General features: G+C 70.6%; 20 protein-coding genes. 5 read left to right on the forward strand and 15 right to left on the reverse strand.

Annotation, left to right across the window (positions count from 1 at the left end; translation table 11 throughout):
- Window positions 1-158 precede the first annotated feature (158 nt).
- On the reverse strand, window positions 159-2,027 hold the full coding sequence (locus PQS31_RS06630) for a monovalent cation:proton antiporter-2 (CPA2) family protein (RefSeq protein ID WP_272761870.1): 1,869 nt from the start codon (window positions 2,025-2,027) through the stop codon (window positions 159-161).
- 4 nt (window positions 2,028-2,031) lie between these two features.
- On the reverse strand, window positions 2,032-2,394 hold the full coding sequence (locus tag PQS31_RS06635) for a hypothetical protein (protein WP_272761871.1): 363 nt from the start codon (window positions 2,392-2,394) through the stop codon (window positions 2,032-2,034).
- A 424-nt stretch (window positions 2,395-2,818) separates the two neighbouring features.
- On the opposite strand from PQS31_RS06635, the gene PQS31_RS06640 reads away from it, so the two are divergent.
- Window positions 2,819-4,204 carry a DEAD/DEAH box helicase gene (locus PQS31_RS06640; protein ID WP_272761872.1) on the forward strand — a complete coding sequence of 462 codons (1,386 nt, stop codon included), beginning with the start codon at window positions 2,819-2,821 and terminating at the stop codon, window positions 4,202-4,204.
- A 112-nt stretch (window positions 4,205-4,316) separates the two neighbouring features.
- On the opposite strand, the gene phaZ is transcribed toward PQS31_RS06640, so the two are convergent.
- Window positions 4,317-5,660 (reverse strand): polyhydroxyalkanoate depolymerase, encoded by a 1,344-nt coding sequence (gene phaZ / locus PQS31_RS06645; protein WP_272762132.1) that lies wholly within the window; start codon window positions 5,658-5,660, stop codon window positions 4,317-4,319.
- Window positions 5,661-5,762: 102 nt separating this feature from the next.
- Window positions 5,763-6,353: a class I SAM-dependent methyltransferase gene (locus tag PQS31_RS06650; protein ID WP_272761873.1), complete on the reverse strand. Its 591-nt coding sequence runs from the start codon at window positions 6,351-6,353 to the stop codon at window positions 5,763-5,765.
- Window positions 6,354-6,497: 144 nt separating this feature from the next.
- On the opposite strand from PQS31_RS06650, the gene PQS31_RS06655 reads away from it, so the two are divergent.
- Window positions 6,498-6,956, forward strand: coding sequence for a CopD family protein (locus PQS31_RS06655; protein WP_272761874.1), 459 nt, complete (start codon window positions 6,498-6,500; stop codon window positions 6,954-6,956).
- 24 nt (window positions 6,957-6,980) lie between these two features.
- Here PQS31_RS06655 and PQS31_RS06660 read toward each other — a convergent pair whose 3' ends face one another.
- From PQS31_RS06660 to PQS31_RS06685, 6 genes are all read right to left on the reverse strand, one after another.
- Window positions 6,981-7,127 carry a hypothetical protein gene (locus PQS31_RS06660; protein ID WP_272761875.1) on the reverse strand — a complete coding sequence of 49 codons (147 nt, stop codon included), beginning with the start codon at window positions 7,125-7,127 and terminating at the stop codon, window positions 6,981-6,983.
- A gap of 178 nt (window positions 7,128-7,305) precedes the next feature.
- Window positions 7,306-8,985: a LysM peptidoglycan-binding domain-containing protein gene (locus PQS31_RS06665; protein ID WP_272761876.1), complete on the reverse strand. Its 1,680-nt coding sequence runs from the start codon at window positions 8,983-8,985 to the stop codon at window positions 7,306-7,308.
- A 93-nt stretch (window positions 8,986-9,078) separates the two neighbouring features.
- A complete protein-coding gene (locus PQS31_RS06670) occupies window positions 9,079-10,749 on the reverse strand; it encodes a diguanylate cyclase (RefSeq protein ID WP_272761877.1) in 1,671 nt (556 codons plus the stop codon).
- Between the two features lie 139 nt (window positions 10,750-10,888).
- Entirely contained in the window at window positions 10,889-12,094 is a 1,206-nt protein-coding gene (locus tag PQS31_RS06675; RefSeq protein WP_272761878.1) for a patatin-like phospholipase family protein, read from the reverse strand.
- Window positions 12,091-12,876 carry a 3-hydroxybutyrate dehydrogenase gene (locus PQS31_RS06680; RefSeq protein ID WP_272761879.1) on the reverse strand — a complete coding sequence of 262 codons (786 nt, stop codon included), beginning with the start codon at window positions 12,874-12,876 and terminating at the stop codon, window positions 12,091-12,093. The genes PQS31_RS06675 and PQS31_RS06680 overlap by 4 nt, the downstream gene beginning before the upstream one ends.
- Window positions 12,877-13,026: 150 nt before the next feature.
- Window positions 13,027-14,727, reverse strand: coding sequence for an alkaline phosphatase (locus PQS31_RS06685; protein WP_272761880.1), 1,701 nt, complete (start codon window positions 14,725-14,727; stop codon window positions 13,027-13,029).
- Between the two features lie 363 nt (window positions 14,728-15,090).
- Between PQS31_RS06685 and PQS31_RS06690 the strand changes: the two genes are divergently transcribed.
- The 3 genes from PQS31_RS06690 to PQS31_RS06700 all read left to right on the forward strand — a co-directional run bounded on the left by PQS31_RS06690 (window position 15,091) and on the right by PQS31_RS06700 (window position 19,390).
- The gene (locus PQS31_RS06690; protein WP_272761881.1) at window positions 15,091-16,383 is read left to right on the forward strand and encodes a dicarboxylate/amino acid:cation symporter; all 1,293 of its coding nucleotides are present in this window, start codon (window positions 15,091-15,093) and stop codon (window positions 16,381-16,383) included.
- A gap of 120 nt (window positions 16,384-16,503) precedes the next feature.
- On the forward strand, window positions 16,504-17,913 hold the full coding sequence (locus tag PQS31_RS06695) for a pitrilysin family protein (protein WP_272761883.1): 1,410 nt from the start codon (window positions 16,504-16,506) through the stop codon (window positions 17,911-17,913).
- Between the two features lie 10 nt (window positions 17,914-17,923).
- Window positions 17,924-19,390 (forward strand): pitrilysin family protein, encoded by a 1,467-nt coding sequence (locus PQS31_RS06700; protein WP_272761884.1) that lies wholly within the window; start codon window positions 17,924-17,926, stop codon window positions 19,388-19,390.
- Window positions 19,391-19,684: 294 nt separating this feature from the next.
- Here the strand turns inward: PQS31_RS06700 and PQS31_RS06705 are convergent, their stop codons facing one another.
- From PQS31_RS06705 to PQS31_RS06725, 5 genes are all read right to left on the reverse strand, one after another.
- The gene (locus PQS31_RS06705; RefSeq protein ID WP_272761885.1) at window positions 19,685-20,554 is read right to left on the reverse strand and encodes a bile acid:sodium symporter family protein; all 870 of its coding nucleotides are present in this window, start codon (window positions 20,552-20,554) and stop codon (window positions 19,685-19,687) included.
- 21 nt (window positions 20,555-20,575) lie between these two features.
- Complete coding sequence (locus PQS31_RS06710) at window positions 20,576-21,139, reverse strand: hypothetical protein (RefSeq protein ID WP_272761886.1); 564 nt, start codon at window positions 21,137-21,139, stop codon at window positions 20,576-20,578.
- Between the two features lie 292 nt (window positions 21,140-21,431).
- Window positions 21,432-23,300: a DUF885 family protein gene (locus PQS31_RS06715; RefSeq protein ID WP_272761887.1), complete on the reverse strand. Its 1,869-nt coding sequence runs from the start codon at window positions 23,298-23,300 to the stop codon at window positions 21,432-21,434.
- 58 nt (window positions 23,301-23,358) lie between these two features.
- Window positions 23,359-24,033, reverse strand: coding sequence for a DUF502 domain-containing protein (locus PQS31_RS06720; RefSeq protein WP_272761888.1), 675 nt, complete (start codon window positions 24,031-24,033; stop codon window positions 23,359-23,361).
- A 111-nt stretch (window positions 24,034-24,144) separates the two neighbouring features.
- Window positions 24,145-26,199 (reverse strand): bifunctional serine/threonine-protein kinase/formylglycine-generating enzyme family protein, encoded by a 2,055-nt coding sequence (locus PQS31_RS06725; protein ID WP_272761889.1) that lies wholly within the window; start codon window positions 26,197-26,199, stop codon window positions 24,145-24,147.
- Window positions 26,200-26,420: the final 221 nt, after the last annotated feature.

The raw sequence follows: 26,420 nt of genomic DNA on the forward strand, positions 1-26,420 counted from the left end.
CGGCGGGAACTCCGGAAGAAGGAAAGAACGCCGGACGCCAGGGGCCCGGGTTGCGCGCACTCTACGCCCGGTCCGCGGCAGCAGAGGGTGTCGAAGGTCATGGCCGAAACCGCCACATCCGGCACAGTCGTGGCGCGGCGCGCGCCGCCCGTGCGGGGTCAGGCGTCGCGCGTGCCGGGGGCGTCGGGCGTACGCGGCGGCACTTCGGCAGCGGCATTGAGCACGCGGCTTTCGCGCCGCGGACGGGTCAGCGGCGTCGGCTTCGGGCCGGGTGCGTCAGTGTTCTTGATGATCAACGGAATGCCGGCGCGGGTGTCGTTGCTGGCGACCTCGAGCTCGAACCGTTCGGCATCGAGGCGGCGCACCTGGGCGGCGATCGCGTCCGCTTCGTCTTCCGGCACGTCGAGCGCGCGCAAGGCGGCGGCGCCGAAGAGCACAGCGGATTCGAAGGTCTCCCGCACCTGCACGTCGACGCCGGCATTGACCAGCTTCAGCGCATGCGCCCGGTCGTAGGCGCGCACCAGCAGACGCGCCTGCGGGAAGGATTCCCCGGCGAGTTCGACGATGTGGTCGGCGGCGACGGGATCGTCGATGCAGATCGCGATCGCGCGGGCGCGGTCCGCGCCCGAGGCGTGCAGCACGTCGAGACGGGTGCCGTCGCCGTAGTAGACCTTGAACCCGAACTCGGCCGCGCTCTGGATCATCTCGATGTCGGTGTCGATGATGGTGACGTCGACATCGCGTGCGAGCAGTGACTGGCTCATCACCTGGCCGAAGCGGCCGAAACCGATGATCAGCACACGCCCGCTCTGGTTCTCGACGACGTCGACGCCGTCGAGTGCGGGATCGTCGCGGCGCGCGGTGAGCGGGCCGGTCGCGAGTACGAACAGCGGCGTGAGCGCCATCGACAGCACGACGATCGCGGTCAGGCTGGCGTTGACCTCGGCATCGATCAGGCCGCTGGCCGCGGCCGCCGAATACAGCACGAAGGCGAATTCGCCGCCCTGGGCCATCAGCACGGCACGTTCGAGCGCCTCGCGGTGGGCACTGCGGGTCAGGCGCGCGACGACGTAGATGCAGGCCGCCTTGGCGAACATCAGGGCGAACACGCCGACGCCGATCAACGCCCAGTTGGCCGCCACCACCGCCAGGTCCAGCGCCATGCCGACGCCGAGGAAGAACAGGCCCAGCAGGATGCCGCGGAAGGGCTCGATGTCGGCTTCGATCTGGTGGCGGAACGAGGATTCCGACAGCAGCACGCCGGCCAGGAACGCGCCCATCGCCATCGACAGCCCGCCGAGCTGCATCAGCAGCGCCGCGCCCAGCACTACCAGCAGCGCGGCCGCGGTCATCACCTCGCGCGCCTTGGCGGCGGCCAGCACGCGGAACATCGGATTGAGCAGGTAGATGCCGGCGACGATCAGCGCGGCCAGCGAACCGATGCCGATCGCGATCGAGGTCCAGCGCGACGGCGCATCGGCCGCAGCTTCGGGCGTCGGCGCGAGGAAGGCGATCAGCGCCAGCAACGGCACGATCAGCAGGTCCTCGAACAGCAGCACCGAGACGATCTTCTGGCCGTGCGGCAGCGCGATCTCGCCGCGCTCCGACAGCAACTGCATCACCACCGCGGTCGAGGTCATCACGAAGCCCGCCGCTCCGACGAACGCCACCGGCGCGCTGAAGCCGAGTGCACGCAGCACGAGTGTCAGCGCCGCGATCGCGAGCAGGATCTGCAGCGTGCCGAGGCCGAAGATCTGCCGGCGCAGGCTCCACAGGTGCGAGGGCCGCATTTCCAGACCGATCACGAACAGGAACATCACCACGCCGAGTTCGGCGACGTGCAGGATCGACTGCGGATCGGAGAACCAGCCGAAGCCGAACGGCCCGATCGCCAGGCCCGCGGCCAGGTAGCCGAGCACCGAGCCGAGCTTGAGGCGCCGGAACAGCGGCACCGCCACCACGGCCGCGCCGAGCAGCGCGACGACCTGGATCAGCTGGCTGGTGGTCTCGTGCGCGGCGTCGGCCATGGGCTCATCTCCTCGGTGCGATCGCCGAGAGCAGCAGGAAGCCGCCGGCGATGGCGATGTTCTTCATGAAGTGCAGCAGCTGGACATCCCGCGCGCCCGCGCGCACGGCCCAGAACGGGTGCGACAGCACGGCGTCGATCACCAGCAGCGCCACCGCGGCCAGCGCCGTCCAGCGCAGGCGCCAGCCTGCGAGGATCAGCACGCCGAGCAGCAGCTCGCAGACGCTGAGCAGCAGTGCGACATTGGACAGGTGCGCACCGTTGAGCGCCCCCCAGATGCGCCAGCCGCCGAGCACGACGAACAGGCTGGCGAGTGCCCAGCGGGCGACAGTGAGTGCGGCGCCGTGCGCGCCGGAACCGGAAGCCATGCAGGAATTTCCATCGATCGGAGGCGCGAGCGTGCCACAGCCGCTGCGGGCCGCACAGCGCCGCGGCAGGAATGCCGCATCCCGAAACTGAGCGCCGGCGCAGCGCCGCGCATGCCGAGGGCGGCACGCGCCGCCGCATTGGCGTAGACTGCGCGGGTTCTGCACGCGGTCGCCCACCGAACGTCCTTCCGGACCGAGGTCACGATCCTGGTATCCCGCCGACGCCCCGCGTCGCCACGGTGTTTACCCCCGCACGTCTATCGTCGCGCAGACACGGCCCGGGTCGTTTCCCGTCGCCGTCACATCGGTACTCGCAGCGCGGTTCGCAGGATAGCTCCGGGTCCATCGCCATCACACGGCCTGTCGGCTGTCGTCCGCGAAAGCGCGGACCGCCGCGGCCTGTACTGGCACACAGGAGCACCACATGACCACGTTCGAAACCCTCGGGCTGTCGCCCGCGTTGCTGCGCGCGCTCGCCGAAACCGACTACACCACCCCCACGCCGATCCAGGAACAGGCGATTCCGCTGATCCTCGGCGGCCACGATGTCCTGGGCGGCGCCCAGACCGGCACCGGCAAGACCGCCGCGTTCGGCCTGCCGCTGCTGCAGCGCCTGGCCAAGGAGACGCCGCCGAAGGGCCCGCGCAAGCCGCGCGCGCTGATCCTGGTGCCGACCCGCGAACTCGCGGTGCAGGTGGCCGACAACCTCAAGACCTACGGTCGCCACCTGCGCATGAACGTCACCACGATCTTCGGCGGCGCCGGCATGCAGCCGCAGATCGACAACCTGCGCCGCGGCGTGGACGTGCTGATCGCCTGCCCGGGCCGTCTGCTCGACCACATGGACAGCGGCCATGCCAAGCTCGACGCGGTCGAGCTGCTGGTGCTGGACGAAGCCGACCGCATGCTCGACATGGGCTTCCTGCCGCAGATGAAGCGCATCATGGGCCGTGTGCCGAAGCAGCGTCAGACCCTGCTGTTCTCGGCCACGTTCGAGCCGCGCATCAAGGCGATGGCGCTGGAGTTCATGCGCGATCCCAAGCAGGTGCAGGTGGCGGCCAACAGCACCATCGCCGAGACCATCGCGCATCGCGCGCATCCGGTCGACAACAACCGCAAGCGCGATCTGCTGGTCGAACTGCTGTCCAAGCGCCACACCGACCAGGTGCTGGTGTTCGGCAAGACCAAGCACGGCTGCAACCGTCTGGCCGAGCAGCTGGCCGAATCCGGCCTGCCGTCGGTCGCGATCCACGGCAACAAGAGCCAGGCGCAGCGGCAGAAGGCGCTGGACGCGTTCAAGTCCGGCCGCGCCCGCATCCTGGTCGCCACCGACGTGGCCGCGCGCGGTCTCGACATTCCGAACCTGCCGCTGGTCATCAACCACGACCTGCCGATGGTGGCCGAGGACTACGTGCACCGCATCGGCCGCACCGGCCGCAACGGCGCGTCGGGCGAAGCGCTGTCGCTGGTGTCGCCGGAAGAGGGCGGCCTGCTGCGCCAGATCCAGCGCATGCTCAACGCCGAGATCACGATGGACGTGGTCGAAGGCTTCGCGCCGAGCCAGCCGGTGCGTCTGGACGCGCCGATCCCGAAGAACGGCGGCGGCCAGCGTCGTCAGCCGTCGGGCGGGCGCCCGGGGGCACGCATGGGCGAGCAGAAGCCCGGCGGCGAGCGCGCCCCGCGCAAGGCGGCAGGCCACCGCGGTCACGGCAAGCCGGCCGACCGCAGTGCGCATGCGCATGCCGGACCGAAGCAGCACCGGTCCGGCGCGGGACGCGCACCGGGCGCACGCCCCGCCACGCGCGCCTGATCGCACCGGCGCCTGACGACGGTCGAAACAAAACCCGCCCCGGTCACCCGGGGCGGGTTTTTTATTGCCCGATGCCGGTGCGGCCGGCTTCGACGCTGCCGGGCGCGGGCCGTCAGTCCCGCGGAGCGGTGCGCCGGCGCGTGCGGGCGGGCGCCTTCGGTGTCTGCGCGGGGCGCGTCGCAGCGTCGGCGCGCGCGGATGCTTCCGGCGCCGCATGCGCGGCGATGAAGTCACGCACCTGCGGATAGACCAGGTTGCGCCAGCGGCGGCCGCTGAAGATGCCGTAATGGCCCGCGCCCTCGACGGTGATGTGCGCGCGGTGGGCGTCGGCCACGCCGGTGCACAAGGTGTGCGCGGCGCGGGTCTGGCCTTCGCCGGAAATGTCGTCGAGCTCGCCTTCGATCGTCAGCAGCGCAGTGCCGGTGATCTTCGACGGATCGACACGCTCGCCGGCCACGACCCACTTGCCGCGCGGCAGCAGGTGCTGCTGGAACACGACGCGGATCGTGTCGAGGTAGTAGTCGGCCGGCATGTCGAGCACGGCGTTGTACTCGTCGTAGAAGCGGCGATGCGACTGCGCATCGTCGTCGTCGCCCTTGAGCAGGTTCTGGTAGAAATCCCAGTGCGATTCCAGATGACGCTCCGGATTCATCGCCACGAACCCCATGTGCTGCAGGAAGCCCGGATACACCAGGCGGCCCCGGCCGGGATAGTTCATCGGCACCGGATGGATCACGTTTTGTTCGAACCAGGCGTAGGGCTTTTCCGTGGCGAGGTTGTTCACCGCCGTCGGCGACTGCCGGGTGTCGATCGGCCCGCCCATCATCACCAGCGAGCGCGGCGTGGCTTCGCCGCGCGCGGCCATCAGCGACACCGCCGCGAGCACCGGCACCGTGGGCTGGCACACGCTGACGACGTGCAGTTTCTCGGCGCCGATGTGGCGGATGAACGTTTCGATGTAGGCGATGTAGTCGTCGAGCGAGAAGCCGCCCGCCTCGGCCGGCACCATGCGTGCGTCGATCCAGTCGGTCACGTAGACCTTGTGGTCGCGGAGCAGGGTGCGCACCGTGTCGCGCAGCAGCGTGGCGTGGTGGCCCGACAGCGGCGCGACCACGAGCACGGTCGGCTGGGCCTTGATCACCTCGAGGTGCGCCGGATCGTCGGTGTAGCGCTTGAAGCGCAGCAGCTTGCAGAACGGCATGACCAGCGCGTCGAGCTGCACCACCGGATAGGTGCGGTCGTTGTCGTCGTTGGCGACCTCGTGGATGCCGAATGCCGGCTTCTCGTAGTCCTTGCCGATGCGATAGAGCAGCTCGTTCGCCGCGGAGAGCTGTTCGGAGCCGGGCAGCTGCGACAGCCAGGTGCCACCGGCGGCGAAGGCGCGCGCATTGGCGTCGGCCAGCAGCGTCCAGGGCTTCATCCAGGCGCGGCCCATCTCGTGCAGTTGGTAGAACAGCATCGGCTTTCCGGTCTGTGGTTGCTGCGGCGCAGCATAACGTATCGGCCGTGTCGGGCCGAACTGAACCCATCTGCGGTTCAGCCCCGCAGCGGCGGCGGATCAGGCGGTCTCGAGTGCCGTGGCCGCTGCGGCCAGTTGCGGCGACAGCCAGCAATGCGAACCGAGCGCGCGGAAGCCGGCATCGGTAAAGCGCGTGCGATAGAACCGGGCCGGACGCGACCTGAAGCTGTCGTCGTCGCCCTCGATCCCGTCCTCGCGGGTGAAGCATTCGAGGAACGCCACGCCGCCGGTGAGTTCGGCCAGGCCGGGCAGGCCGCGATCGAGTTCGCGGGTGTCGAGGTAATGCAGCACGTCGCTGCAGACCAGCAGATCGACCGGCGGGCAGGGGCGCAGCATGCCGAAGTCGGCGAACCGCGCGTGATGCAGGTTGCGCGCCCGGCCGAAGCGGGCCACCGCGTAGTGGCTGGCGTCGAAACCGAGGTACTGCGCCTTCGGACGCAGCTTGAGCAGCGGGGCGCGCCAGGCGCCTTCGCCGGCGCCGATGTCGAGCACGGTGCGCAGGGGGCGTTCGAGGTGGTACTCCGCCGTCGCCACCGCCAGCGCGACCTTGCGTGCCAGACGTGCGGGGCCGCCGATGTCGCCCGAGCGGTACCAGCGATCGAAATAGGCGCGGTCGTACTGCTTGGTCATGGGGCGGCCGGCGCGTGGGATGGACGCGCATTCTAGTCGGGGCGCACGGCGCCGCGGTCCGCGCGACGTCCGGTCGCACCGGCTCGGGCGTTCCACGCCGCGCGGGCGTGCGATCCTGTCGCCCTCGGAACCGGAGCCGGCGCGATGCAAAGCTACCTGTGGGTCAAGACCTTCCACCTCGTGTTCGTGATGGCGTGGATCGCCGCGGCGTTCTACCTGCCGCGCATCCTGATCAACCTCGTCGAGGCGGGCGAGACGGCCGACGTGCGCACGCGTCTGGTGCTGATGGGACGTCGTCTGTACCGGTTCGGCCACGTGATGCTCGGCCTGGCGCTGCTGCTGGGCCTGGTGCTGTGGATGGGTTACACGGTGATCACCGATTTCCCGACGATGGCGCCGATGGGCAGCGGCGCCGGCTGGCTGCACGCCAAGCTCGGCCTGGTGGTGCTGCTGGTGGTGCACTACGTGGTCGCCGGGCGCTGGCTCAAGGGCGCGGACCGCGGCCGGGCCCTGCCGTCGGGCCGCGCACTGCGCTGGTTCAACGAGATTCCCGTGCTGCTGCTGGTCGGCGTGGTCTGGCTGGTGCTGGCCAAGCCGTTCTGAGCGCGGTGCCGGTGGCGCCGGCCCTCAGCGGCCGGTGACGAACCCGGAGATCGCACCACGTGCCAGCAGCACGAGTGCGGCGGTCCGCAGAAGATTGCGGTTGTTGCGGCGGTAGCCGACGACCCGCACGGTCATGCCGACGACGAACAGTCCGATCTGCAGTGCATCCATGCGTGTCTTCCCCGAGACGTGGCGACCGGGCGGACGCGGCGCGCCCGGGTCGAAGTCGCGCACGTGTCGGGGACGCGCATCGGCGGATCAAGCGCTCCGCGCGTGGACGCGAGCATGCGCCCGGGACGGCCGCGGCGTGCCGGGCCGGCCCGGCAGAGACGGGCCCGGTCCGCGTCGCTCACTCGTGCGGCGTCACCGATGCATCGATGCGGGCGTAGCTGCGATCGCCGAAGCCGCCGGGCGTGCTGCCGTCCGCGATCGAGAACAGCCGCTCCGACAGCCCGTAGTCGCTGTTGCCGAGATTGCGCCCCAGTGACAGCGCGAAGTCCCATGCATCCGGCGTCGGGTAGCGGCCGTCGGTGCCCATGTAGCCGAGCAGGTGCCCCAGGCTCATGTGCGCGCCGTTGCCGACCGCGGCCGAGGTCTGCCCGGCCAGCGCCGACATCTGTGCTTCGCTGAAGCCCAGCGTCACCGTCTGGCCTTCGGCGACCGGCGTCGCGTCCACCCCACCGCTCAGCGCGGTGTTGAGCAGATGCACATTGTGGCCGTCGACCTGGATGTCGTAGCTGTAGACGCGCGCATCGGCGATCTCGTTGCCGGCGGCGTCCCAGCGCTGGCTGATGTTCATCGGCACGTTGCCCGAGTACTGCAGGTCGACCGTGCGCCCGATGCTGCCGTCGGGGTAGGTGGTGACCACCATTGCGCCAGTGTTCCTGGCGCCGTCGAGCGACAGGTTCACCGGACCCAGCTTGGCGCTGAGATTGCTCTGCGAGCTGTAGTCGAGACGCTCGACGGTGGCCACGTTGGCGATGCCGTCGCCGTTGGCCTCGGGCAGGGTGCCGGTGGCGAGGAAATCGTTGTAGCCCGCCTGACCGGCCGGGGTCGACAGGTCGAACTCGGCCGTGCGCAGCGTCGCGCCCGACAGGCTGTCGTTGCGCCCGAGCATGATGTTGCCGACGCCGAAGTCCACGCCCACGCCGTTGTAGGCCTTCACCGCTTCGGTCGGGCCGGCGGTCACGCGCACGGTGTCCTCGCCGGTGCGCGCGATGACGGTGCTCACGCCGGTCTCGTCGGTCACCTTGGTCTGGGTGGCGATATTGCGGAAGGTCGCCTTGAACTCGTTGGTGGTGTAGTCCGCGCCGTTCATCGTGACCGTGGTGCCGACCGGCATCGAGTGCGGCTCGAACGGATTGACCGACAGCGGCGCCACGCCGGCGTCGGCCGGCATCGCCACCTGGTAGGAGGCGCGGATGCCCTCGGTGCGGCCCAGTTCGAGCCCGGCCTGTGGCGTGCTCGCGCCACCCTTGAGGAACACCGACACGTCGCTGGACGCCTTGTACGTGGTCACGCCGTTGGCGGTGTTGACGCCGCCGCTGATCGACGCGTTCGCGCCGCCGCCGAAGCTGACGCCGTAGCCGCCGGCGCTCTTGACCGATTCGTTGAACGACACGCCCCCCGAGGCGGTGACCGAGCCGGCATCTGGATTGACGCTGACGTTGCCGGTGGTCGATGTCGTCGACTGGTACGCGGTGCCGGCATCGGTCGTGTAGGTGGTGCGGGTGTCGCTGCGTGTGCTCTGGCTGGCGCTGATGCCACCGGTGTTGGAGATCGACACGCCCTGACTGCTGCTCTCGCTCGTGCGCGAGGGAATCACCAGCGCGTCATCGGGATAGATCATCTCCGGGTTGGTGACCTGCGGGTTCGCCTTGAGGATGTCCTGCGGCGTCACGCCGTACTGGTTGGCGATCTGCGCCAGGCTCTCGGCCGGTTGCACGGTGTGGCGCTGCGGCTCGGCGGCGGCCGGAAGCGTGTTGGACGGGGACGGGGCGGCGTGGGCGAAGGTCGGTTGAATGCTCATGCGGGCTCTGTCGGAAAAAACTGATCGACGTAGCCTATCGGCAGTGCATGGGCCGGACAGCTGGGGTCGTCCCTAGGGCATGCGCCGGCGCGATCAGCCGGCGAACCCCTCCGCGGCCGTCGCCGCGTGAGCTGCATCATCCCGCGTCACCCGATCGCGGCCGGCCTGTTTGGCGCGGTACATGGCATCGTCCGCCCGGCGGAGCAGGGCGACGGCGTCCTCGTCGTCGGTGCGCAAAGCGGCCAGCCCGATGCTGGCGCTGATCTGCAGACCGGCCACGCCGAGCGCGGAAGCGGTGTCCGCGATCCGGCGCCGCATCAGCTCCAGTCGTGCATGCGCGCGTGCGGCGTCGACGCCCGGCAGCAGCACCAGGAATTCCTCGCCGCCCATACGCACCACGTCTGCGTGCGAGCGCACGTCGGAGACCAGTGCGTCCGCCACCGCCACCAGCACCTGGTCGCCCACTGCGTGGCCATGGGTGTCGTTGATGCGCTTGAACAGGTCGACATCGACGAAGCCCAGCGACAGCGCGGTTCCGGTCCGGCGGGCATCGACGAAGCACTGCTCCAGCCGCGCCAGGCCCGCGCGGCGGTTCGGCAGACCGGTCAGAGCGTCGGTGTCGGCGAGCTGGCGCATGGCGTCGCGCTGCGCGCGCAACTGTCCGTAGCGATTGGTCAGGGTGTAGGCCATGACGATGAGGAACCACGTCAGCACGGCCTGGATGAGCTCCACCCGGTACTCGACGCCGAACCGTCCGCCGACCATCGGCGGCGCGAGCAGGGCGAGCACCGGCACGCCGGCGGCGATCGTCGCGAAGGCGCGGCGGTTGCCGCGGCGCAGCGACAGCACGGCCACGCAGGTCAGTCCGACCACCGAGACCAGAAACACGTGATCCACCAGCCACCACGCCGGGCGCAGGGCCGAATACGGCAGCAGCGGCACGAGAACACCGGCGGCGATGAAGCCGCGCACGTTGTAGCGCGCCGCACGACGCAGGCGCGGCCACCGGTCGACCCCCGACTGGCTCCACAGTCCGTACAGCAGTGCGGCGAAGCCGAATGCCGTGAAGGCCACCTGCCACCAGGCCTCCCGGTCGCCGACCGGGAGCCAGGGCACCGGATAGCCGCTGAGGCCGTTCAACGTCGCCTGCCACAGCAGGACGGTCAGACACATCGCCACGTGCGTGAGGAAGGTGCGATCGCGCGCGCCGATGAAGCCCATCAATGCCGAGAACGCGAGCGCCAGCGCGATCGCCAGGCACGCGGTCCGCATGACCAGGCGCAGGGTGTCCTCCTGTTGCACCGGGCTGGGCCCGCCGATGCGGATCGTCGGAATCCAGTGCGATTTGACCGGCGGCATCCAGGCCACCCGGACCGGGTCGTGGCTGCCGGCCGGCGGCACCACCACCAGGCCCACGCCGGCGCGAAAGCGGGAATCGCGGGTGCGCGCGTCGTGCATGCGCCCGCAGACCACACGGTCGCCGAGCCCCACCATCACTTCGCCCGCGAAGACGTTGAAGACGTTCACCGCCTGGGGCGTGCCGGGCCAGCCCTCGGCCGGCGCGGGAATCTCGACTTCCTCGAGCCGGTCGAGCGCGCCGGGCGGGCAGGCGCGCATCGGCGTGCCGGCCTCGGTCGGCGCGCCGCCGACGAGGAATGCCGGCGTGCGGCGGGCCTCGTCCGCCAGCACCGGTGCGACCAGCGACAGCAGCACCAGTGCCAGCAGGCATCGCCATGCCGGGGACCCCCTCCCGTGTCGAACCATCGTGCGCCCCGTATCGTCCGGGCAGCGGCCGCCCGCGGTCATGCCGTTTGCAAATTGCGTGCCGGCGCTCGCCGCTGCGCGGCGGCGACCCCGTTCCGGCGTCTTCGGGCGGGGATGGTGCCCGATCCCGCCCGCGCCGTCAGCCCGTCGGCACCCGGTGCACGTCGTGCGTGGCCACGCCGATATCGCGATCGGGCAGGTCGAACCAGGCCGGGTGCTGCAGCGTGCGGTCCATGTCATGCACCCCGCTGTCCCAGTGTTCGCGCAGCGGGATGCGCCCGAAGGCGTAATCCTTGTTCTGCTGCTCGTGGACCTTGGTCTGGTAGATCAGATGGATGATGTTGAACACGCGGTCGTCGAGATAGGGCGCCAGCGTGGCATCCAGATGCGCCGGCAGCCGGCCCTCGGGCAGGCGGGCGATCAGTTCCTTGAGCGAGGTGCGCAGCTTCTGCGCCATCTCCACCATCTGCGTGCCGTGCCGGGTGCGGCTGGAGAAGCGGATGTCCTTCATCCGCTCCAGCACGTCGAGCATCGAACGGGGGGCGGGCCCGCGCGCGCTCCACAGGTCGACCTGCAGCACCAGGGTGTCCTCGTGCGGACGGCAGTCGAGGATGTACTCCAGCGGGGTATTGGACACGATGCCACCGTCCCAGTACGGCTCGCCGTCGATCTCGATGGCCGCGAATGCCGGCGGCAGGGCCCCGGAGGCGAGGATGTGTTCGACCCGGATCGGCTCGAGCGCGCTGTCGAAATAACGGACGTTGCCGCGGGTCACGCGGGTGGCGCCCACGGTCAGACGCACCGTGTGGTCGCGGTTGATGCGGTCGAAATCGACGAAGCGCAGCAGCGTCTCGCGCAGCGGCGCGGTGTCGTAGAAGCTCGTCGCCGCGGCGCTGCCGTCGGCCGGCATGACGAACGGCGACAGTGGCCGCGCCTCGAAGAAACCGCGTTGGCCCTGGAGCAGGGCTCCCATCGCGCTCAGGCCGCGGGCCCAGGAGAGCAGTGCCGGATCCTGGGGCAGGCTGGCCACCGCCGTGCGGATCGCCAGTGCCGGCAGCGACAACGGGCCGGCGGGCTCGGTCACCGTCTCCCAGAACGCGTGCAGCTGCGCGACCCGGTCCTCGGGCGGATTGCCCGCCAGGATGGCGGCATTGATCGCCCCGATCGAGATGCCGGCGAACCAGTTCGGGCGGATGCCGGACTGGTGCAGGCGTTCGTACACCCCGCACTGGTAGGCGCCGAGCGCGCCGCCGCCCTGCAGCACCAGCGCGATCGTGGGGTAGCGTGCGACCCGCGCGCAGATCGCCGCATCGGGCGTCGGCGCGTCGGCAGCGACGCGGCTCACTGCATGTACCAGCCGTGGCTGACCACCAGGCTCTGGCCGGTCAGCGCATTGGTTTCGAACGCGGCCAGCATCAGGGCCACGTCGGCGACGTCGTCGACGGTGGTGAACTCGCCGTCCACGGTGTCCTTGAGCATCACGTTGCGGACGACCTCGTCCTCGCTGATGCCCAGCTCCTTCGCCTGCTCCGGAATCTGCTTGTCGACCAGCGGCGTGCGCACGAAACCCGGGCAGATCACGTTCGCGCGCACGCCGTAGGCCGCGGCCTCCTTGGCGACCGTGCGGGCCAGGCCGAGCAGGCCGTGCTTGGCGGTGACGTAGGGCGCCTTGAGCTTGGACGCGGTGTGCGAGTGCACCGAGCCCATGTAGATGATCGCGCCGCCGCTCCTGCGGGTTTCCATGTCACGCAGGCACTCGCGGGTGGTCAGGAACGCGCCGTCGAGATGGATCGCCAGCATCTTCTTCCAGTCCGCGTAGCTGAAGTCGGTGACCTTGTTGACGATCTGGATGCCGGCATTGGACACCAGCACGTCGATGCGGCCGTAATGCGCGACGGCCTTCGCGATGCCGTCGACGACCTGGGCTTCGTCGGTCACGTCCATCGCCACCGCCAGCGCGTCACCGCCGGCGTCGCGGATCCCGTTGGCGGTCGCTTCGGCCGCGTCGAGTTTGAGATCGGCGATGACGACCTTGCCACCCGCCCCGGCGTAGACCTCGGCGATGCGCTTGCCGATACCGCTGGCCGCGCCGGTGACCACGCAGACCTTGCCGTCGAGTCGATTCATGGGTGCCGCTCCGCATCGGATTGGGGGAGGCGGCCAGCTTAGCGAATGGATGCGGTGGGGCGCGTCGTACCTTCGGGCGAGGCCGAGGCGGTCGTGCCCGGCGCGCGCGCGCTTGCAGCGCCAGGCGCGCGGGTTCGATCTCCGCCGGTCTCAGTCCGCCGCGCGCGCCGGTGCGTCGACCGGCGTCATGACCGGCAGCTCGACCGGCACGCCGTCGGCGTTGCAGTGGCCGGTCCTGCACAGCTGCGTGCGCAAGGCCGGTGTGGCCTGCACGATCAGGTGGTAGATCACGTTCTGCTCGACGGTGCCGCGCACCGCGTCGCTGCCCGGGCCACGGGCCCAGATGCCGACATCGTCACCGCCGTGGGATTCGCTCTTCATCGGCACCAGCGCTTCCTGCATGAAGTCGGGGTGCTCGGTGTCGACCCCGCGCAGGTCCGGGCGACCGGTGGCGGGCTCGAAGCTGCCCGGCTGGTGGAGATGGGTCTTGGGCCCGGCCGGCTGCCGGTTGCTGGCGCCGGTGTAGCCCGGGCCGTTGGCGTAGGACAGCGTGGTGTAGGGCAGGCCGGTCGCGTCGAGGGCGTAGGCGTTCGGGTCGTCGTCCTCGCTGACGCGGCCGCGCACCTTGCCGAGGATGGGATTGCCGCGGGTCGGGTAGCCGACGAAGTTCAGCGTGTGGGAATGATCGGCGGTGACCAGGATCAACGTGTCGTCGGCCGACGTCGCCTCGACCGCGGCCTGCACCGCACGCGACATCGCCACCGTTTCGTCGAGGGCGCGGAAGGCGTTGCCCTCGTGGTTGGCGTGGTCGATGCGGCCGCCTTCCACCAGCAGCACGTAGCCCGCGTCGCTCCGGGCCAGGTGCGCGATCGCGAACCGGGTCATCTCGGCGAGATCCGGCTCGCCGGTGTCGCTCGTGTCGCGGTCGTGGTCGTACTGCATGTGGTCGTATTCGAACAGGCCGAGCACCGCGTCGGCGCCCGCGGCCGCGCGCAGCTGGGCGGTGTTCCAGACGTAGGCGCCGCCCGGATTCGCGGCACGCCATTCGGCCGGCAGGTTGCGGCCGTCGAGCCGCTTGCCCACCTTGTCGGCGTGTTCGGGATCGCGCTCGGTGACCGGCAGGAATTCGCCCCGGCCACCGCCCATCAGAATGCGCGGCCCCTTGCCGGCCGGGAAATCGAGAATCTGCTGGGCGATGTCGCGACAGCCCGCCGCGCGCGCGGCCTCGGGCAGGTCGGCGTCGTTTTCCCAGTTGCGGTCGGGCACGTGGGCGTAGGTCGCGGCCGGTGTGGCGTGGGTCAGACGCGTCGTGGTGACCACCCCGGTCGCCAGGCCCGCGTCATCGGCCAGGCGCAGCCAGGACTGGACATGCCGCTGCAGGCTGCCGGCGCAGTCGCCGCGCAGCCCGGACGCGACACCGATCGCGCCCATGTGCGATTTCACGCCGGTCGCGACCGCGGTCATCGTGCCGGCCGAGTCGGGCGTCTGCGAATCGGTGTTGTAGGTCTTGCTCAGGCCGGTGTGCGGAAAGCGCTCCCAGCTCAGCTGGTGTTCCTCGCCGCTGCGGCCGAGGCGCTGGCCTTCGAGGATGCGCGCCGCGGCGACCGTGGTCAGGCTCATGCCGTCACCGAGGAACACGATGACGTTCTTCGCCCGGCCCGCCATCGCCCCGTTGGCGGCTGCGCGCGCGGCGCCGCTGCGATACCACCAGTCTGCGGTCTCGTCGGCGCGGGTGGCGGCGGGCGGCACGTCGATCGGGCGGACAGGACCGGCGGACGGGGTGTGCGTGGAGGCGCAGGCGGCGCAGAGCAGGGTCAGCGAGCAGGCCAGGCCTGCGGTCGGCAATCGCATGGAAACACGGCATCCGGTGGGAGAAGCCGCGCAATTATGCCCGCCCGGCATGACGGCTCGGCGGCAGCGCGCGGCGGTGCGGACGCGTCGCCGCGATGCGGTCGTCGATGCGGGGCCTGCCGAGCGGACGAACGCGGCGCTGATCCGCGTCGGAATCCGGCATCGGCGGCCGACCCGACGGCGCACCCGGGCCGCGCTCGCCGTGCACGCCGTTGCGTGCAGGCGTGGGCGCATGCGGATGCGGCGGGCTGGGCAGCATCCGCGCCGGCGTTGCAGATATGGGACGCTGGCGTCTCGGCGAGGGCGTCGCCAACATGGATGCGCTCACGTATGGTCGCGTGTTGACCCTTTGGGCAGGCCCCGATGAGCGCTCTGGCGTGGTGGTTCCGCATTCCGTTCTGGCAGCGCGTGCTCGGCGCCTTCGTGCTGGGCGCGCTGGTGGGCTGGCTTCTGGGGCCGGCGGCGGGCACCTGGCTGCAACCGCTGGGCACGCTGTACGTCAACCTGATCCGCATGATCGCGGTGCCGCTGGTGTTCTTCGCGGTGATGAACGCCGTCGCCGCGCTGCACGGTCAGCAGTCGATCGCGGCGCTCGGCGGTCGCACCTTCGGCTGGTTCGCCGCCACCGCGGTGCTCGCGGTCGGCATCGGCTTCGCGGTGGCCTACACCTTCAATCCCGGGCTGAGTGTCGAGGCGGGATCGCTGACCGTGGCCGCCGACTACACGCCGCGCGAGGTGCCGACGCCGATCGAGGTGCTGCTGGGCGTGGTGCCGACCAACCCGTTCGCGGCGCTGTCGGAAGGCAGGATCCTGCAGGTGATCTTCTTCGCCGGACTGGTGGGCTTCGCGCTGGTGAAGCTGGGGGACCGCGTCGCGGCCCTGCGCACGCTGGTCGGCCAGGCCAGCGACGCCATGATCCAGGTCACCCGGTTCGTGCTCGAGCTCACGCCGATCGGCACCTTCGGCCTGATCGCCGCGCTGGTCGGCACCTACGGCTTCGAACGGCTGCTGCCCCTGGGCAACTTCGTCATCGCGCTGTACGTGGCCTGCGCGGCGCACATCCTCGTCGTCTACAGCGGCCTGCTGCTGGCGCACGGGCTCAACCCGCTGAAGTTCTTCCGCGGCGCCGCGCCCGGCATGCAGGTGGCGTTCGTCAGTTCGTCGAGTCTGGCATCGATGCCGGTCGCGCTGCGCAGCGTGACCCACAACCTCGGCGTCAATCGCGATTACGCCGCGTTCGCCGTGCCGCTGGGCGCGACGATCAAAATGGACGGCTGCGGTGCGATCTATCCCACGCTCGCGGCGGTCTTCATCGCCCAGTATTTCGGCATCGAACTCAGCTTCGCCCAGTACGCGGCGATCCTGCTGGCCTCGGTGCTCGGCAGCTTCGGCACCGCCGGCGTGCCGGGCACGGCGGTGGTCATGGCGACGGTGGTGCTGTCGGCGGCCGGGCTGCCGCTCGAGGGCCTGGGTCTGCTGCTGGCGATCGACCGCATCCTCGACATGATGCGCACGATGACCAACGTCACCGGCCAGATGCTGGTGCCGGTGCTGGTGGCGCGCGAGACCGGCCTGCTGGACCGCGAGGTCTACGACGCGGCGCGCAGCAACGTCGGCCTCGACGACGAGACACCGGCGGATCCGCCGCAGCGCTGAGCGCGCCGCCGCGTGCGCGCGGCACGGTGCGGGCGTCTTCACGGCGGCATGCACCCGCGGCGGCGCCGGGGCTATAGTCGGGATTCGTGCCCCGGGGAGCGGGCGGACAGGGAACCGACGATGAAACGATTCGCAGGACTGGGCGGCGCGCTCGCGCTGTTCGCGCTGCTGGCTGCGCCGGCGGCCGCGCAACAGGTGGAGTGGCGTCTGCCGATCGAAACCCGGCGCCTCGACAACGGGCTGACGGTCGTGGTGTCCGAGGACCGCAGTTCGCCCACCGTCGGCGTCAGCGTGGTCTACCACGTCGGCATGCGCCTGGAACCCGAAAACCGCACCGGCTTCGCGCACCTGTTCGAGCATCTGATGTTCCAGGGCACGCCGACCGCGCCCAAGGGTGTCTTCGACCGCGTGATCCAGGGCGGCGGCGGCCGGCTCAACGGCTCCACGCGTCCGGACTACACCAACTACATCGAGACCGCGCCGGTCTCGGCGCTGCGGCCGATCCTGTGGCTCGAGGCGGACCGGATGAAGACGCTCGACTTCTCCGAGACCAATCTGAAGAACCAGCAGGACGTGGTCAAGGAAGAGATCCGGGTCAACGTGCAGAACCAGCCCTACGGGCTGTTCTTCGTGTTCGACATGAACCGCCTGGCCTTCGACAAATGGGCGAACGCCCACGACGGTTACGGCAGCTTCAAGGACCTCGAAGGCGCCACCCTGGCCGACGTGGAGGCCTTCCACCGCGACTATTACGGGCCGAACAACGCGGTCATCGGCATCGTCGGCGACATCGCGCCGGCCGAGGCCTTCGCCATGGTCGAGGAATACTTCGGCGCCATCCCGGCGCGCCCGACGCCGCCGCGCCCGGACGTGTCCGAACCGCTGAACACCGAAGGCCGGCGCGAGGCGCAGGCCGACGCGCTGGCCCAGGTGCCCGCACTCGCGGTGGGCTGGAAGATGCCGGCGCGCGGCACGCCCGATCACGCGCCGATGGCGGTGCTGTCGCAGCTGCTGGCCGGCGGTGATGCGTCGCGGCTCTACCAAGGCCTGGTCAAGGGGCGCGAACAACTGCTCAACATCGACGGCGGCCTGGGCTGGCCCCTGGGCCACGCCTGGGATTACGACGGCCCGACGTTGATGACGCTGTTCGCGCTGTACAAACCCAACGTCGAACCGGACGCGGTGCTGGCGGCCATCGACGAGGAAATCGCACGCATCGTCGCCGAAGGCGTGGCCGCGGACACGCTCGCCGCGGCCAAGACCAAGCTGCTGGCGGACTACGTCAACAGCCTCGAGCCCTTCATCTCGCGCGCCGACGAACTCGCCAAGGCGCAGTTGCTGTGGGGCGATGCGGACACCCTCAACCGCGTGCCCGGCTGGGTGAACGCGGTCACCGCCGCCGACGTGCAGCGCGTGGCGCGGACCTATCTGACCGCGGCCAACCGCACCGTCATCGACCGCGTGCCGGCGGCGATGGCGCCCGCCCGTGGGATCGCCGTGCCGGCGTCCGCCCCCGCGAATCCGAACTGAGGAGAGCGACATGGAGATCCGTCCCGTTGTCCGCCGCGCGCGTCCGCTCGCGCTGGCACTCATCGCCTGCCTGTTCGCGGCCACCGTGCATGCGCAGCCGGCCCCAGGTCCCGGCGCGCCGCCCGCCGCGGCCCCGCCGACCGAACTGCCGGCCGATCTGCCGGCCTACGGCCCCGACCGGCCGCTGCCCGAACTCGGCCTGGTCGAACACCGGCTCGACAATGGCCTGACCGTCTGGGTCGTGCCACGTGCCGGCGGCCTGCCGAAGGTCGACTACGTGCTCGCCGTGCGCGGCGGACTCGCCAGCGACCCCGCCGCACTGCCGGGCATGTCGAACCTGCTCGCCGGCCTGCTCCAGGAGGGAACGACGACGCGCAGCTCGGTGCAGATCGCCGAGGAACTGCAACGTCTCGGCGCGTCCATCGGCGCCAGTGCCGGCAGCGACGGCGTGTTCGTCACCGCGTCGGGCCTGGCCACGTCGGCCGCGCCGCTGGCGGCCGTGTTCGCCGACGTCGTGCGCCACCCGGCCTTCCCGGCCAACGAGGTGCAACTGGCCAAGACCAATGCGCTGCAGGGCCTCAAGGCCATGCAGGCGCAGCCGGCCTACCAGGCCAACCGTGCGATGGGCCGGGTGCTGTTCGGCGACCATCCCTACGGCAACACCTTGCCGACCGAGGCCGGTATCGAGGGCACGGATGCGGCGGGGCTGGCCGCCGCGCATGCGGCGCGCTTCCATCCCGAGCGCGCGCTGCTGGTGATCGCCGGCCCGCTGACCGGCGACGCGGCGCTGGCGCTGGCGCAGTCCGCCTTCGGCGACTGGCGCGGCGCGGACGCGACGATGGACGAGGTGGCGACACCGGTGCCGCCGCGTGGGCCGCAGTACGTGCTGGTGCCGCGCAGCGGCAGCGTGCAGTCGGCGGTGCGGATCGGGCGGCCCGCTTTCGATGCCGACGACGAGCGCGCGATTCCCGCCGCTCTGGCCAACACGATTCTCGGCGGCGGTTTCGACAGCCGGTTGATGCGCAACCTGCGCGAGGACAAGGGCTACACCTACGGCGCCGGCAGCAGTTTCGGCCTGCGCGCGAAGGGCGGCGCCTTCCAGGCCCAGGCCGACGTGCGCAACGAGGTCACCGGCGCGGCGATCGGCGAGTTCTTCAAGGAGTTCGAGCAGATGCGGCGTGTGGCCGTCGATGCCGACGAACTGCAGCGGGCCAAGCGCTTCACCGCCGGCACGTACCTGTTCCAGAACCAGCTGCAGGGTGCCGTGGCATCGGCCCTGGCCACGAACTGGGTGCTCGGCCGCCCGGCGGATTACCTCAGCCGCTACGTCGACCGCGCCAATGCAGTGACCGCCGCGCAGGTGCAGTCGGTGGCTCGCGAATTCTTCGATCCCAGGCAGCAGAGCATCGTCGTCGTCGGCGACGCGGCCGTGGCCGAGCAGCTGAAGCCCTACGGGACCTTCGGCAACGCCGAGTGAGTCCGCGGGGGGACTAACGGTCCGAATGCCCCGCGCGAACACGCGGGGCGTTCGCCGACCGGATGCGGGGAGCGCCGCCGCAGGCGCGGTCTCACGTCACGTCCGACGGTGCCTGCAGCGGGCGACCGTGTTCGAAGCGCGTGTTGTCGCGCCGCCCGTTCGATCCGGGACGCCCGCGTCGCCTCGTCCGGCGGCGGCTCCGTCGCGCGCGAGTGTGCGCCTGCGGAGTGCCGGGATCTTCGACCAGTCCCGGATCGCGCTTCCCGTGCATCGCAGCGCCGGCACCCGGCGCCGTCAGGCGGTGGCGTGCCTGGCGCGCCGGTTGAGCCCGTACGCGAACACGGCGGCGGTGAAGAACATCAGCAGGCTGTAGACCGCCGCCGGCACCGAGGTCAGCGGCCGCTCCAGCACGTTGAGGGCGATGAAGATCGCCAGCGTGCCGTTGTGGATGCCGATCTCCATCGCGATCGCGATCGCCTGCCGGCGCGGCAGCTTCAGCGCACGGGGTGCCGCGTAGCCGACGCCCATGCTGACCAGGTTGAACAGCAGGCAGGCGAGGCCGACCGCCGCGAAGAACCCCAGCAAGGTGCTCCAGGTCTGGGCGACGGCGGCGACGATCAACAGTGCCAGCACCAGCACCGACAACAGACGGATCGGTTGTTCCATCCGTGCCGCGAATGCAGGCGCCAGCGCGCGCGTCGCCATGCCGAGGCTGACCGGCAGCACGATGATCACCGCGACCTCGACGATCTTGCCTACCGGCGGCGGCACGTACTGGCCGGCGCCGAGAAAGAAATCCAGCGCCAGGTTGAGGATCAGCGGCAGGGTCAACAGGCACAGCAGACTGTTGACCGCGGTCAGGGTGATATTGAGCGCCACGTCGCCGCGGGCGAGATGACTGTAGATGTTCGCGGTAGCGCCGCCGGGCGAAGCGGCCAGCAGCATCAGGCCGACCGCGAGCTCGGGCGGCAGGCGGAAGAGCAGGGCGAGCCCGAAGGCGGCCCACGGCAGGACACCGATCTGGAGCACGAGGCCGATGACCACCGCGCGTGGATAGCGCGCGATGCGCCGGAAATCATCGAGCCCGAGGCCCAGCCCGAGACCGAACATGATCACGCCCAGCGCGAGCGGCAGCAGCAGTGTGGTCAGCAGTGAAGCCTGCATTCGGGCGGTGTCCGTGTGGGATCAGGGCGTCGGGGCGGATCCGCGGCAGGCCAGCTGGCCGCCGCACCAGGCCAACGGAAGCGGTGCGACGACGCCCAGCAGCAGCATCCAAAGCGGCTGCGGCAGCATCCACGCATCCAGCGCGCAACTCAGCAGCACCAGGGCGCCGACCGTCATCGCCGCGGTCATCGAATGACGGCGTGCAAGCCTCGCTGCCACCCAGGCGCCGCACAACGCGCCGCACAGGCGCCCGGCGACGACGAACAGCAACATGCCGATCGGCGCGGCGGCGATCAGGTCGGCTGGTGAGGCATCGGCGGCGAGCGAGCCAGCCGGCAGCGGGAACACGCGTTTGCCGACGAACTCCAGGCCGAGCGCGACCATTGTCGCGACCAGCATGCCGAGCATCGTTGAGAACATCGTGCGAATCAGAGCGCTTCCCCGACGTGAATCGGTCCGCAGCATCGCCGCTCGCATCCGGCCGGGCAAGCGGCAGCGCCGCATTGCGCTTTGCGGAAGGCCGTCTGCCTGCGGTGGATGGCCATCCGTGAAGCGGACGCGCGCAGCCATCGGCGACGCCGACATCGTCCTGTCGTGCGCCGACGCGCGGGCGGCTTAGGCGCAGGTACGGGCAGTGCGGGCGAGCGGGGTGCGCGGCGCGAAATCGCACGCGCATGGCGCGCGCCACATGCGGCGATGGAGCGTGTGGCGGTCGTCCGCAAGCGCGCCCGCGGCCTGCGAGCCAGTGAACGCGCGAACCCGTCGGGCGCCGCACGGCCCTGCCGAGTTGCATGACGCCGCGACGCCTTGTGTCGGCGTGCTGGCATGAAATCACCGGCTCTCGACTGACCCCGGCCCGCGCACTGGTTGCGAGGCGTCAGCCGGTGGCGTCCGCGTTGTCGGCGTCGGGCGACACCGGGCGCGCACGCTCCGCGGCAATCCACGCATCGATCTTCGCCTCCAGCAGCGGTAGCGGCAGGGCGCCGTCCTTCAGCACCTCGGCATGGAACGCGCGGATGTCGAAGGCGTCGCCGAGTGCGGCCTCACTGCGCGTGCGCAGCTCCTGGATCTTGAGTTCGCCGATCTTGTAGGCCAGTGCCTGCCCGGGCCAGGCGATGTAGCGCTCGGCCTCGGCGATCGCGTCGGGCTCGCTGACCGAGGAATTCTCGAACATGTAGTCGAGCACCTGTTGGCGTGACCAGCCCTTGCTGTGCAGGCCGGTGTCGACGACGAGGCGCACCGCGCGCCACAGTTCCGCCTGCAGCCGGCCGAAGTCGTCGTAGGGATCGGTGTAGAGGCCGAGCGCCCGGCCGAGGCTTTCGGCGTACAGGCCCCAGCCTTCGATGTAGGCGGTCTCGCCCCCGAAGCGCCGGAACGCGGGCACGCCTTCGAGTTCCTGCTGCAGCGCGAGCTGGAAGTGGTGGCCGGGAATGGCCTCGTGCAGAAACAGGCTCTCGGCCTCCCAGCGTTTGCGCGTCGGCAGGTCGAAGGTATTGACGTAGAAGATGCCGGGCCGGCTGCCGTCCTCGCTCGGCGACTGGTAGGACCCACCGGCCGCCGACTTCGCACGGAAGGCCTCGACCGGACGGATCTCGAAGCCGGCCCTCGGGGTCAGCGAGAACAGCTCGGGCACCCGCGACGCGATCCTCTGCTCGATACCGCGATAGTGCGCGAGCAGCTGGTCCTCGGAGCGGAACTCGAACCGGCGGTCGGTCTGCATGTAACGGAAGAAATCCTGCAGCGTGCCGTCGAACCCGGTCTGCGCCATGATGCCGCGCATCTCGCCGTGGATGCGCGCGACCTCGTCCAGTCCGATCTGGTGGATCGCCTCGGGCATGAGCTCCGATGTGGTCTGCTGCTTCACTGCGAACGCGTACCAGGCCATGCCGTCGGGCAGGGCGTCCAGGCCCACGCTGTCGCGCGTGTGCGGGAGGTACTCGTCGGCGATGAAGTCGCGCTGGCGCCGGATCGCGGGCTGCAGCTGCTCGCCGATCAGCGTGCGGAACGCGGCCGCGAGCCGGTCGCGATCGGCGTCGGAAACACCGTCGGGCATGCGCGTCATCGGCCCCCAGAACGGGCTTTGCTCCACGTCGTCGACGAGGACGGCATCGAACTGCGGCAGCACTTTCTCCATCACCACGCGCGGCTGCACCACGTTGGCCTCGATGCCCGCGCGCATGTTGGCGATCTCGGTGTCGATCAGCACCGGAATGCGCGCCGCGCGGCGCAGCCAGGCCTCGTAGTCGGCGACGGTCGCGAACGGCTGGGCGTTGGTGCCCGAACCCAGCAGCACCGCATAACTGACCAGACTGCCCATCTGGTTGACCGGCAGCATCCACGACGGAAACCGCTCCGCATCGAGCGCGTTGCGCCGTTCCTGGACGAAGATCCGGTAGCTCAGCAGAGCCTGGCCGTCCAGGCCCTCACTGCCGACCGCTTCGACGGTCTTGAGCCAGCGCTCGTTGAAGGCGCGCACCTGCTCGCGGTATTCGGCGCTGCCGAAATCGGGAAGCTGGTCGTTGTAGCGCGTGTCGCCCTGGAAGGTGGCCTGCACCGGGTTGAGCTGCAGCAGTTCGTCCCAGTACTCGGCATACAGTGCGTCGAGCCGCTCCGCGCGTGCCTCCGCGTTCTCGGGGGCCACCCCTGCCGATGCGGCCGCAGGCGGCGCGGACTCGCGCTGGCACCCGGCCAGCCCTCCGCCGGTGGACACGACCATCGCGAGGGCGAAAACGAGCGGGTGCTTCATGGCGGACTCCACACGGCGGAGTCCCGATGCTGGCGCCTGCGTTGCCTGGCGGCAAGGGTCAGAGGCGCGCGGCGTCCGCGGGGGCGCCAAAGGGAATGGTGTCAGGCGCCACGGCGCCGCCGGAGATGATGAAACTCATCGCCTGGTCGACGGTCCAGTCGGTCGGCGTCATCGCATCCAAGGGCACGATTTCCAGATATCCGGAGGTCGGGTTCGGCGTCGTCGGCACATACACCGCGGCGAGCTCGCGCCCGGTGCCCTGCTCGCGGATCACCCGGGTGACGAAGCCGACCGACTTCATGCCCGGATGCGGAAACTCGATCAGCACCACGCGCTGGGTGCCGTCGGGCTTGGTCTGCAGGATGTCGAGCAGCTTGCGTGCGCTGGAATAGATCACGTTCGCCAGCGGAATGCGCTGCACCAGCGCCTCCACCCACGCCAGCATGCGCTGGCCGACCACGCGGCGTGCGAGCCAGCCGACGACCAGGATGAGACCGATCGTCGCCGCCAGGGCGATCGTCGCCTGCACCGACACCGCATTGATCCAGCCCAGCGAGTTGGGAAACCACGCGGCGATCTGCATCGACAGCGGAGCCACCCATGGCGTGCTGATCTCCGACAACAGCACGAACACGAATTTGACGACGATCCAGGTCAGCCAGATCGGCAGCAGTGTGAGCAGACCGGTGAGGAACAGGCGCTGCAGGCGAACGCCCAGCGAAGGGGGGCTCATGGGGATCCGGGACGACGGGGGAACGCGCATTCTGCGCGCGGCCGTCGCGGCAGAGAAGTCGCGCGCCTTTCGCCCCCGCGCGCGGCGGCCGCCACTGCGCGGGCCGGCGGCTTAGGGCAGATGCACCACGCGGAATCCGACGTCCTCGTAGCCGCGCCGCGGATCGAGCGCGCGGCTGTCGAGCGCATCGCGCTTGATCCGTCCCGCAGCGATGCGCTCCTTGCACGCCGCCGCGCAATCGCTCCGCCATTCGGCCGGGCCGTCGCCGCGCGTCGGCGCACTCGCGCCCTGGGCCACCGAGGCCACCACGATGGACAGCCCGTCGCGCTCGCTGCGCCAGCGGGCGTAGTCGACCGCGTCGTGCCAGGACACGCAGACCACGGGATCGGACGGCGCCTGCTCGAAACCGGGGTTGTCCCAGGTCCGCGGTGCCACCGCACGCAGCACCGAGCCGCGCGCGCGACAGGCCGCCGAGGTGTGACCGGTGGCGGCGACGAAGGCGGCGTAGTCGGCCCGGCTGACCGGTGCGTTCGCGATCGCGAACACGCCGTCGGCGGTACGGACCACGCGGGCGCCGCCGGGCACCCGCTTCGCCAGCGCCGCCAGATCGGGGATCGCGCGGGCCTGGCGGGTGAGCCGCGTCGTCATCGGCGCGTCCAGGCCGATGACATCGGCGATCGCCAGGCTGGCCAGCGCCGCGTCCCGGTCGACGTTGCCGGCGGCATCGGTGATGCGGGTTTCGACCGCCTCGGCGACCGCTGCGCGGAGGCGGCGCAGTGCGTCGCTGTCGCTGCGGCCGGCCGTGTCCGCATAGCGCCGCGCGGCCTGCAGCAGGGCGGTCGCGCTGCGGTCGTCGCCCGCGACGATCAGGGGGCGTGCACGGGTCGCAACCGCGTCGAACGCCCGGTCGGCCACCGCGGGCGCGCGCAGGTGCTCCGGATCCGCCTCCCACGCGGCCTGCAGGGACGCGAAGGCGTTCCGGCCGGCCGGCGTCACCAGCTGGCCCGCGCGGACCAGCCGTTCGGCGTCGGCGAGATGACGGTCCGCGTCCGACACCGGCGCCGCGCGCGGTTCGCCGGCGCTGCCGGACACCGGCGCCGCCGCCGGTTCGCTGCTCGCTCCGCCGGGACCGGGCGCCGCGGTCTGCCCGGCGCCGGCCAGTGATGCGGCCGCCGAATCGTCCACCGCCCCGGTGTCCCGGGAGACGTTCAGTGCGAGGCCGGCGCCGGCCGCCAGGACCAGCACGATCGGTGCCCAGACGACCGGCGGCAGCCGCCGCGACCCTGCGCGCAGCGTGTGCAGCGCGTTCGCGACCACGCGCTCACCGGTGCCTTCACGCTGCGGCACCTCGTCGAGGGCGCGCAGCATCGCGGCGGCATCGCTGAAGCGGCGGGTGAACGATTTCGCGAGGGCGCGGTCGATGAAGCGCTGCCAGTGGCGAAGCGCCGGTGGCAGGCGGGGAATCGGGTTCTGGGTGTGGGCCAGCGCCATCGACAGCGCGTCGTCGCCCTTGTAGGGCAGCTCGCCGGTCAGCATTTCCCACGCGAGCACACCCACGCTGTAGAGGTCGGCGCGGAAATCGACCTGCTGGCCGCGCGCCTGCTCGGGGGCCATGTAGGCGGTGCTGCCGACGGCCAGGCCGACCATCGTCACCCGGGTGCCGTAGCCACGGCGCAGGGCGATGCCGAAGTCCGCCAGCAGAGGGCGATCGGCTTCGTCGAACAGGACGTTCTCGGCCTTGACGTCGCGATGGATCACGCCGCGCGCGTGCGCGTAGGCCAGGGCGGACAGCAGGGCGCGCAGCACCTCGCGGATCCGCCGCTGATCACCGGTGAGGTTGCGCTGCCCGAGGTGACCATGCGGGAGATGCGGCATCGAGTACCAGGGCAGCCCCTGGGCCGTGCGTCCCACCTCGTGGATGCCCACGATGTTCGGATGCTCGAGCCGGGCGATCGTACGCGCCTCGTTCTCGAAGCGGCGACGGCTGACCTCGTCGGCCAGCGCCTCGGGCAGCATGACCTTGATCGCGACGTCGCGCCCCAGCGAGACCTGGGTGCCGAGATAGACGGTCGCCATGCCGCCGTGGCCGATCACGCGGGTGATGCGATAGCCCGGGATCTCCGGCAATGGCGCCTTGGCGTCCTGCGCGACGAACGGTTCCGACATGCATCCCCCTGTGCGGCAGACAGCATACCTAGCGGCCGCACGAAAACGGTGTGATGCCGTTTGCGCTGTGAGGCCGTGCGCCGCGCATCGTGTACCCGTGTCGACGACGGACAGGACGGGAGCGCGTCACGACGCATGCGCCGATGCGCCCGGCTGCCCGGGGCTCGGCAGCATCGGCGCGGTCGACGACCCTGTGCCTATGCGGGCTGCACGACCGGCAT

Origin of the sequence: Luteimonas sp. BLCC-B24, from assembly GCF_028550595.1 — a bacterium.
In the GTDB taxonomy this organism is placed as follows: domain Bacteria; phylum Pseudomonadota; class Gammaproteobacteria; order Xanthomonadales; family Xanthomonadaceae; genus Luteimonas.

Bases quoted from the DNA above. Each gene is read 5' to 3' on its own strand.
- PQS31_RS06705 (WP_272761885.1), bottom strand. From the start codon at position 20,554: ATGCAGGCTTCACTGCTGACCACACTGCTGCTGCCGCTCGCGCTGGGC.
- PQS31_RS06720 (WP_272761888.1), bottom strand. From the start codon at position 24,033: ATGAGCCCCCCTTCGCTGGGCGTTCGCCTGCAGCGCCTGTTCCTCACC.
- PQS31_RS06640 (WP_272761872.1), top strand. From the start codon at position 2,819: ATGACCACGTTCGAAACCCTCGGGCTGTCGCCCGCGTTGCTGCGCGCG.
- PQS31_RS06665 (WP_272761876.1), bottom strand. From the start codon at position 8,985: ATGAGCATTCAACCGACCTTCGCCCACGCCGCCCCGTCCCCGTCCAAC.
- PQS31_RS06630 (WP_272761870.1), bottom strand. From the start codon at position 2,027: ATGGCCGACGCCGCGCACGAGACCACCAGCCAGCTGATCCAGGTCGTC.
- PQS31_RS06690 (WP_272761881.1), top strand. From the start codon at position 15,091: ATGAGCGCTCTGGCGTGGTGGTTCCGCATTCCGTTCTGGCAGCGCGTG.
- PQS31_RS06655 (WP_272761874.1), top strand. From the start codon at position 6,498: ATGCAAAGCTACCTGTGGGTCAAGACCTTCCACCTCGTGTTCGTGATG.
- PQS31_RS06710 (WP_272761886.1), bottom strand. From the start codon at position 21,139: ATGTCGGCGTCGCCGATGGCTGCGCGCGTCCGCTTCACGGATGGCCAT.
- PQS31_RS06670 (WP_272761877.1), bottom strand. From the start codon at position 10,749: ATGGTTCGACACGGGAGGGGGTCCCCGGCATGGCGATGCCTGCTGGCA.
- PQS31_RS06680 (WP_272761879.1), bottom strand. From the start codon at position 12,876: ATGAATCGACTCGACGGCAAGGTCTGCGTGGTCACCGGCGCGGCCAGC.
- PQS31_RS06635 (WP_272761871.1), bottom strand. From the start codon at position 2,394: ATGGCTTCCGGTTCCGGCGCGCACGGCGCCGCACTCACTGTCGCCCGC.
- PQS31_RS06695 (WP_272761883.1), top strand. From the start codon at position 16,504: ATGAAACGATTCGCAGGACTGGGCGGCGCGCTCGCGCTGTTCGCGCTG.
- PQS31_RS06650 (WP_272761873.1), bottom strand. From the start codon at position 6,353: ATGACCAAGCAGTACGACCGCGCCTATTTCGATCGCTGGTACCGCTCG.
- PQS31_RS06715 (WP_272761887.1), bottom strand. From the start codon at position 23,300: ATGAAGCACCCGCTCGTTTTCGCCCTCGCGATGGTCGTGTCCACCGGC.
- PQS31_RS06685 (WP_272761880.1), bottom strand. From the start codon at position 14,727: ATGCGATTGCCGACCGCAGGCCTGGCCTGCTCGCTGACCCTGCTCTGC.
- PQS31_RS06725 (WP_272761889.1), bottom strand. From the start codon at position 26,199: ATGTCGGAACCGTTCGTCGCGCAGGACGCCAAGGCGCCATTGCCGGAG.
- PQS31_RS06700 (WP_272761884.1), top strand. From the start codon at position 17,924: ATGGAGATCCGTCCCGTTGTCCGCCGCGCGCGTCCGCTCGCGCTGGCA.
- PQS31_RS06660 (WP_272761875.1), bottom strand. From the start codon at position 7,127: ATGGATGCACTGCAGATCGGACTGTTCGTCGTCGGCATGACCGTGCGG.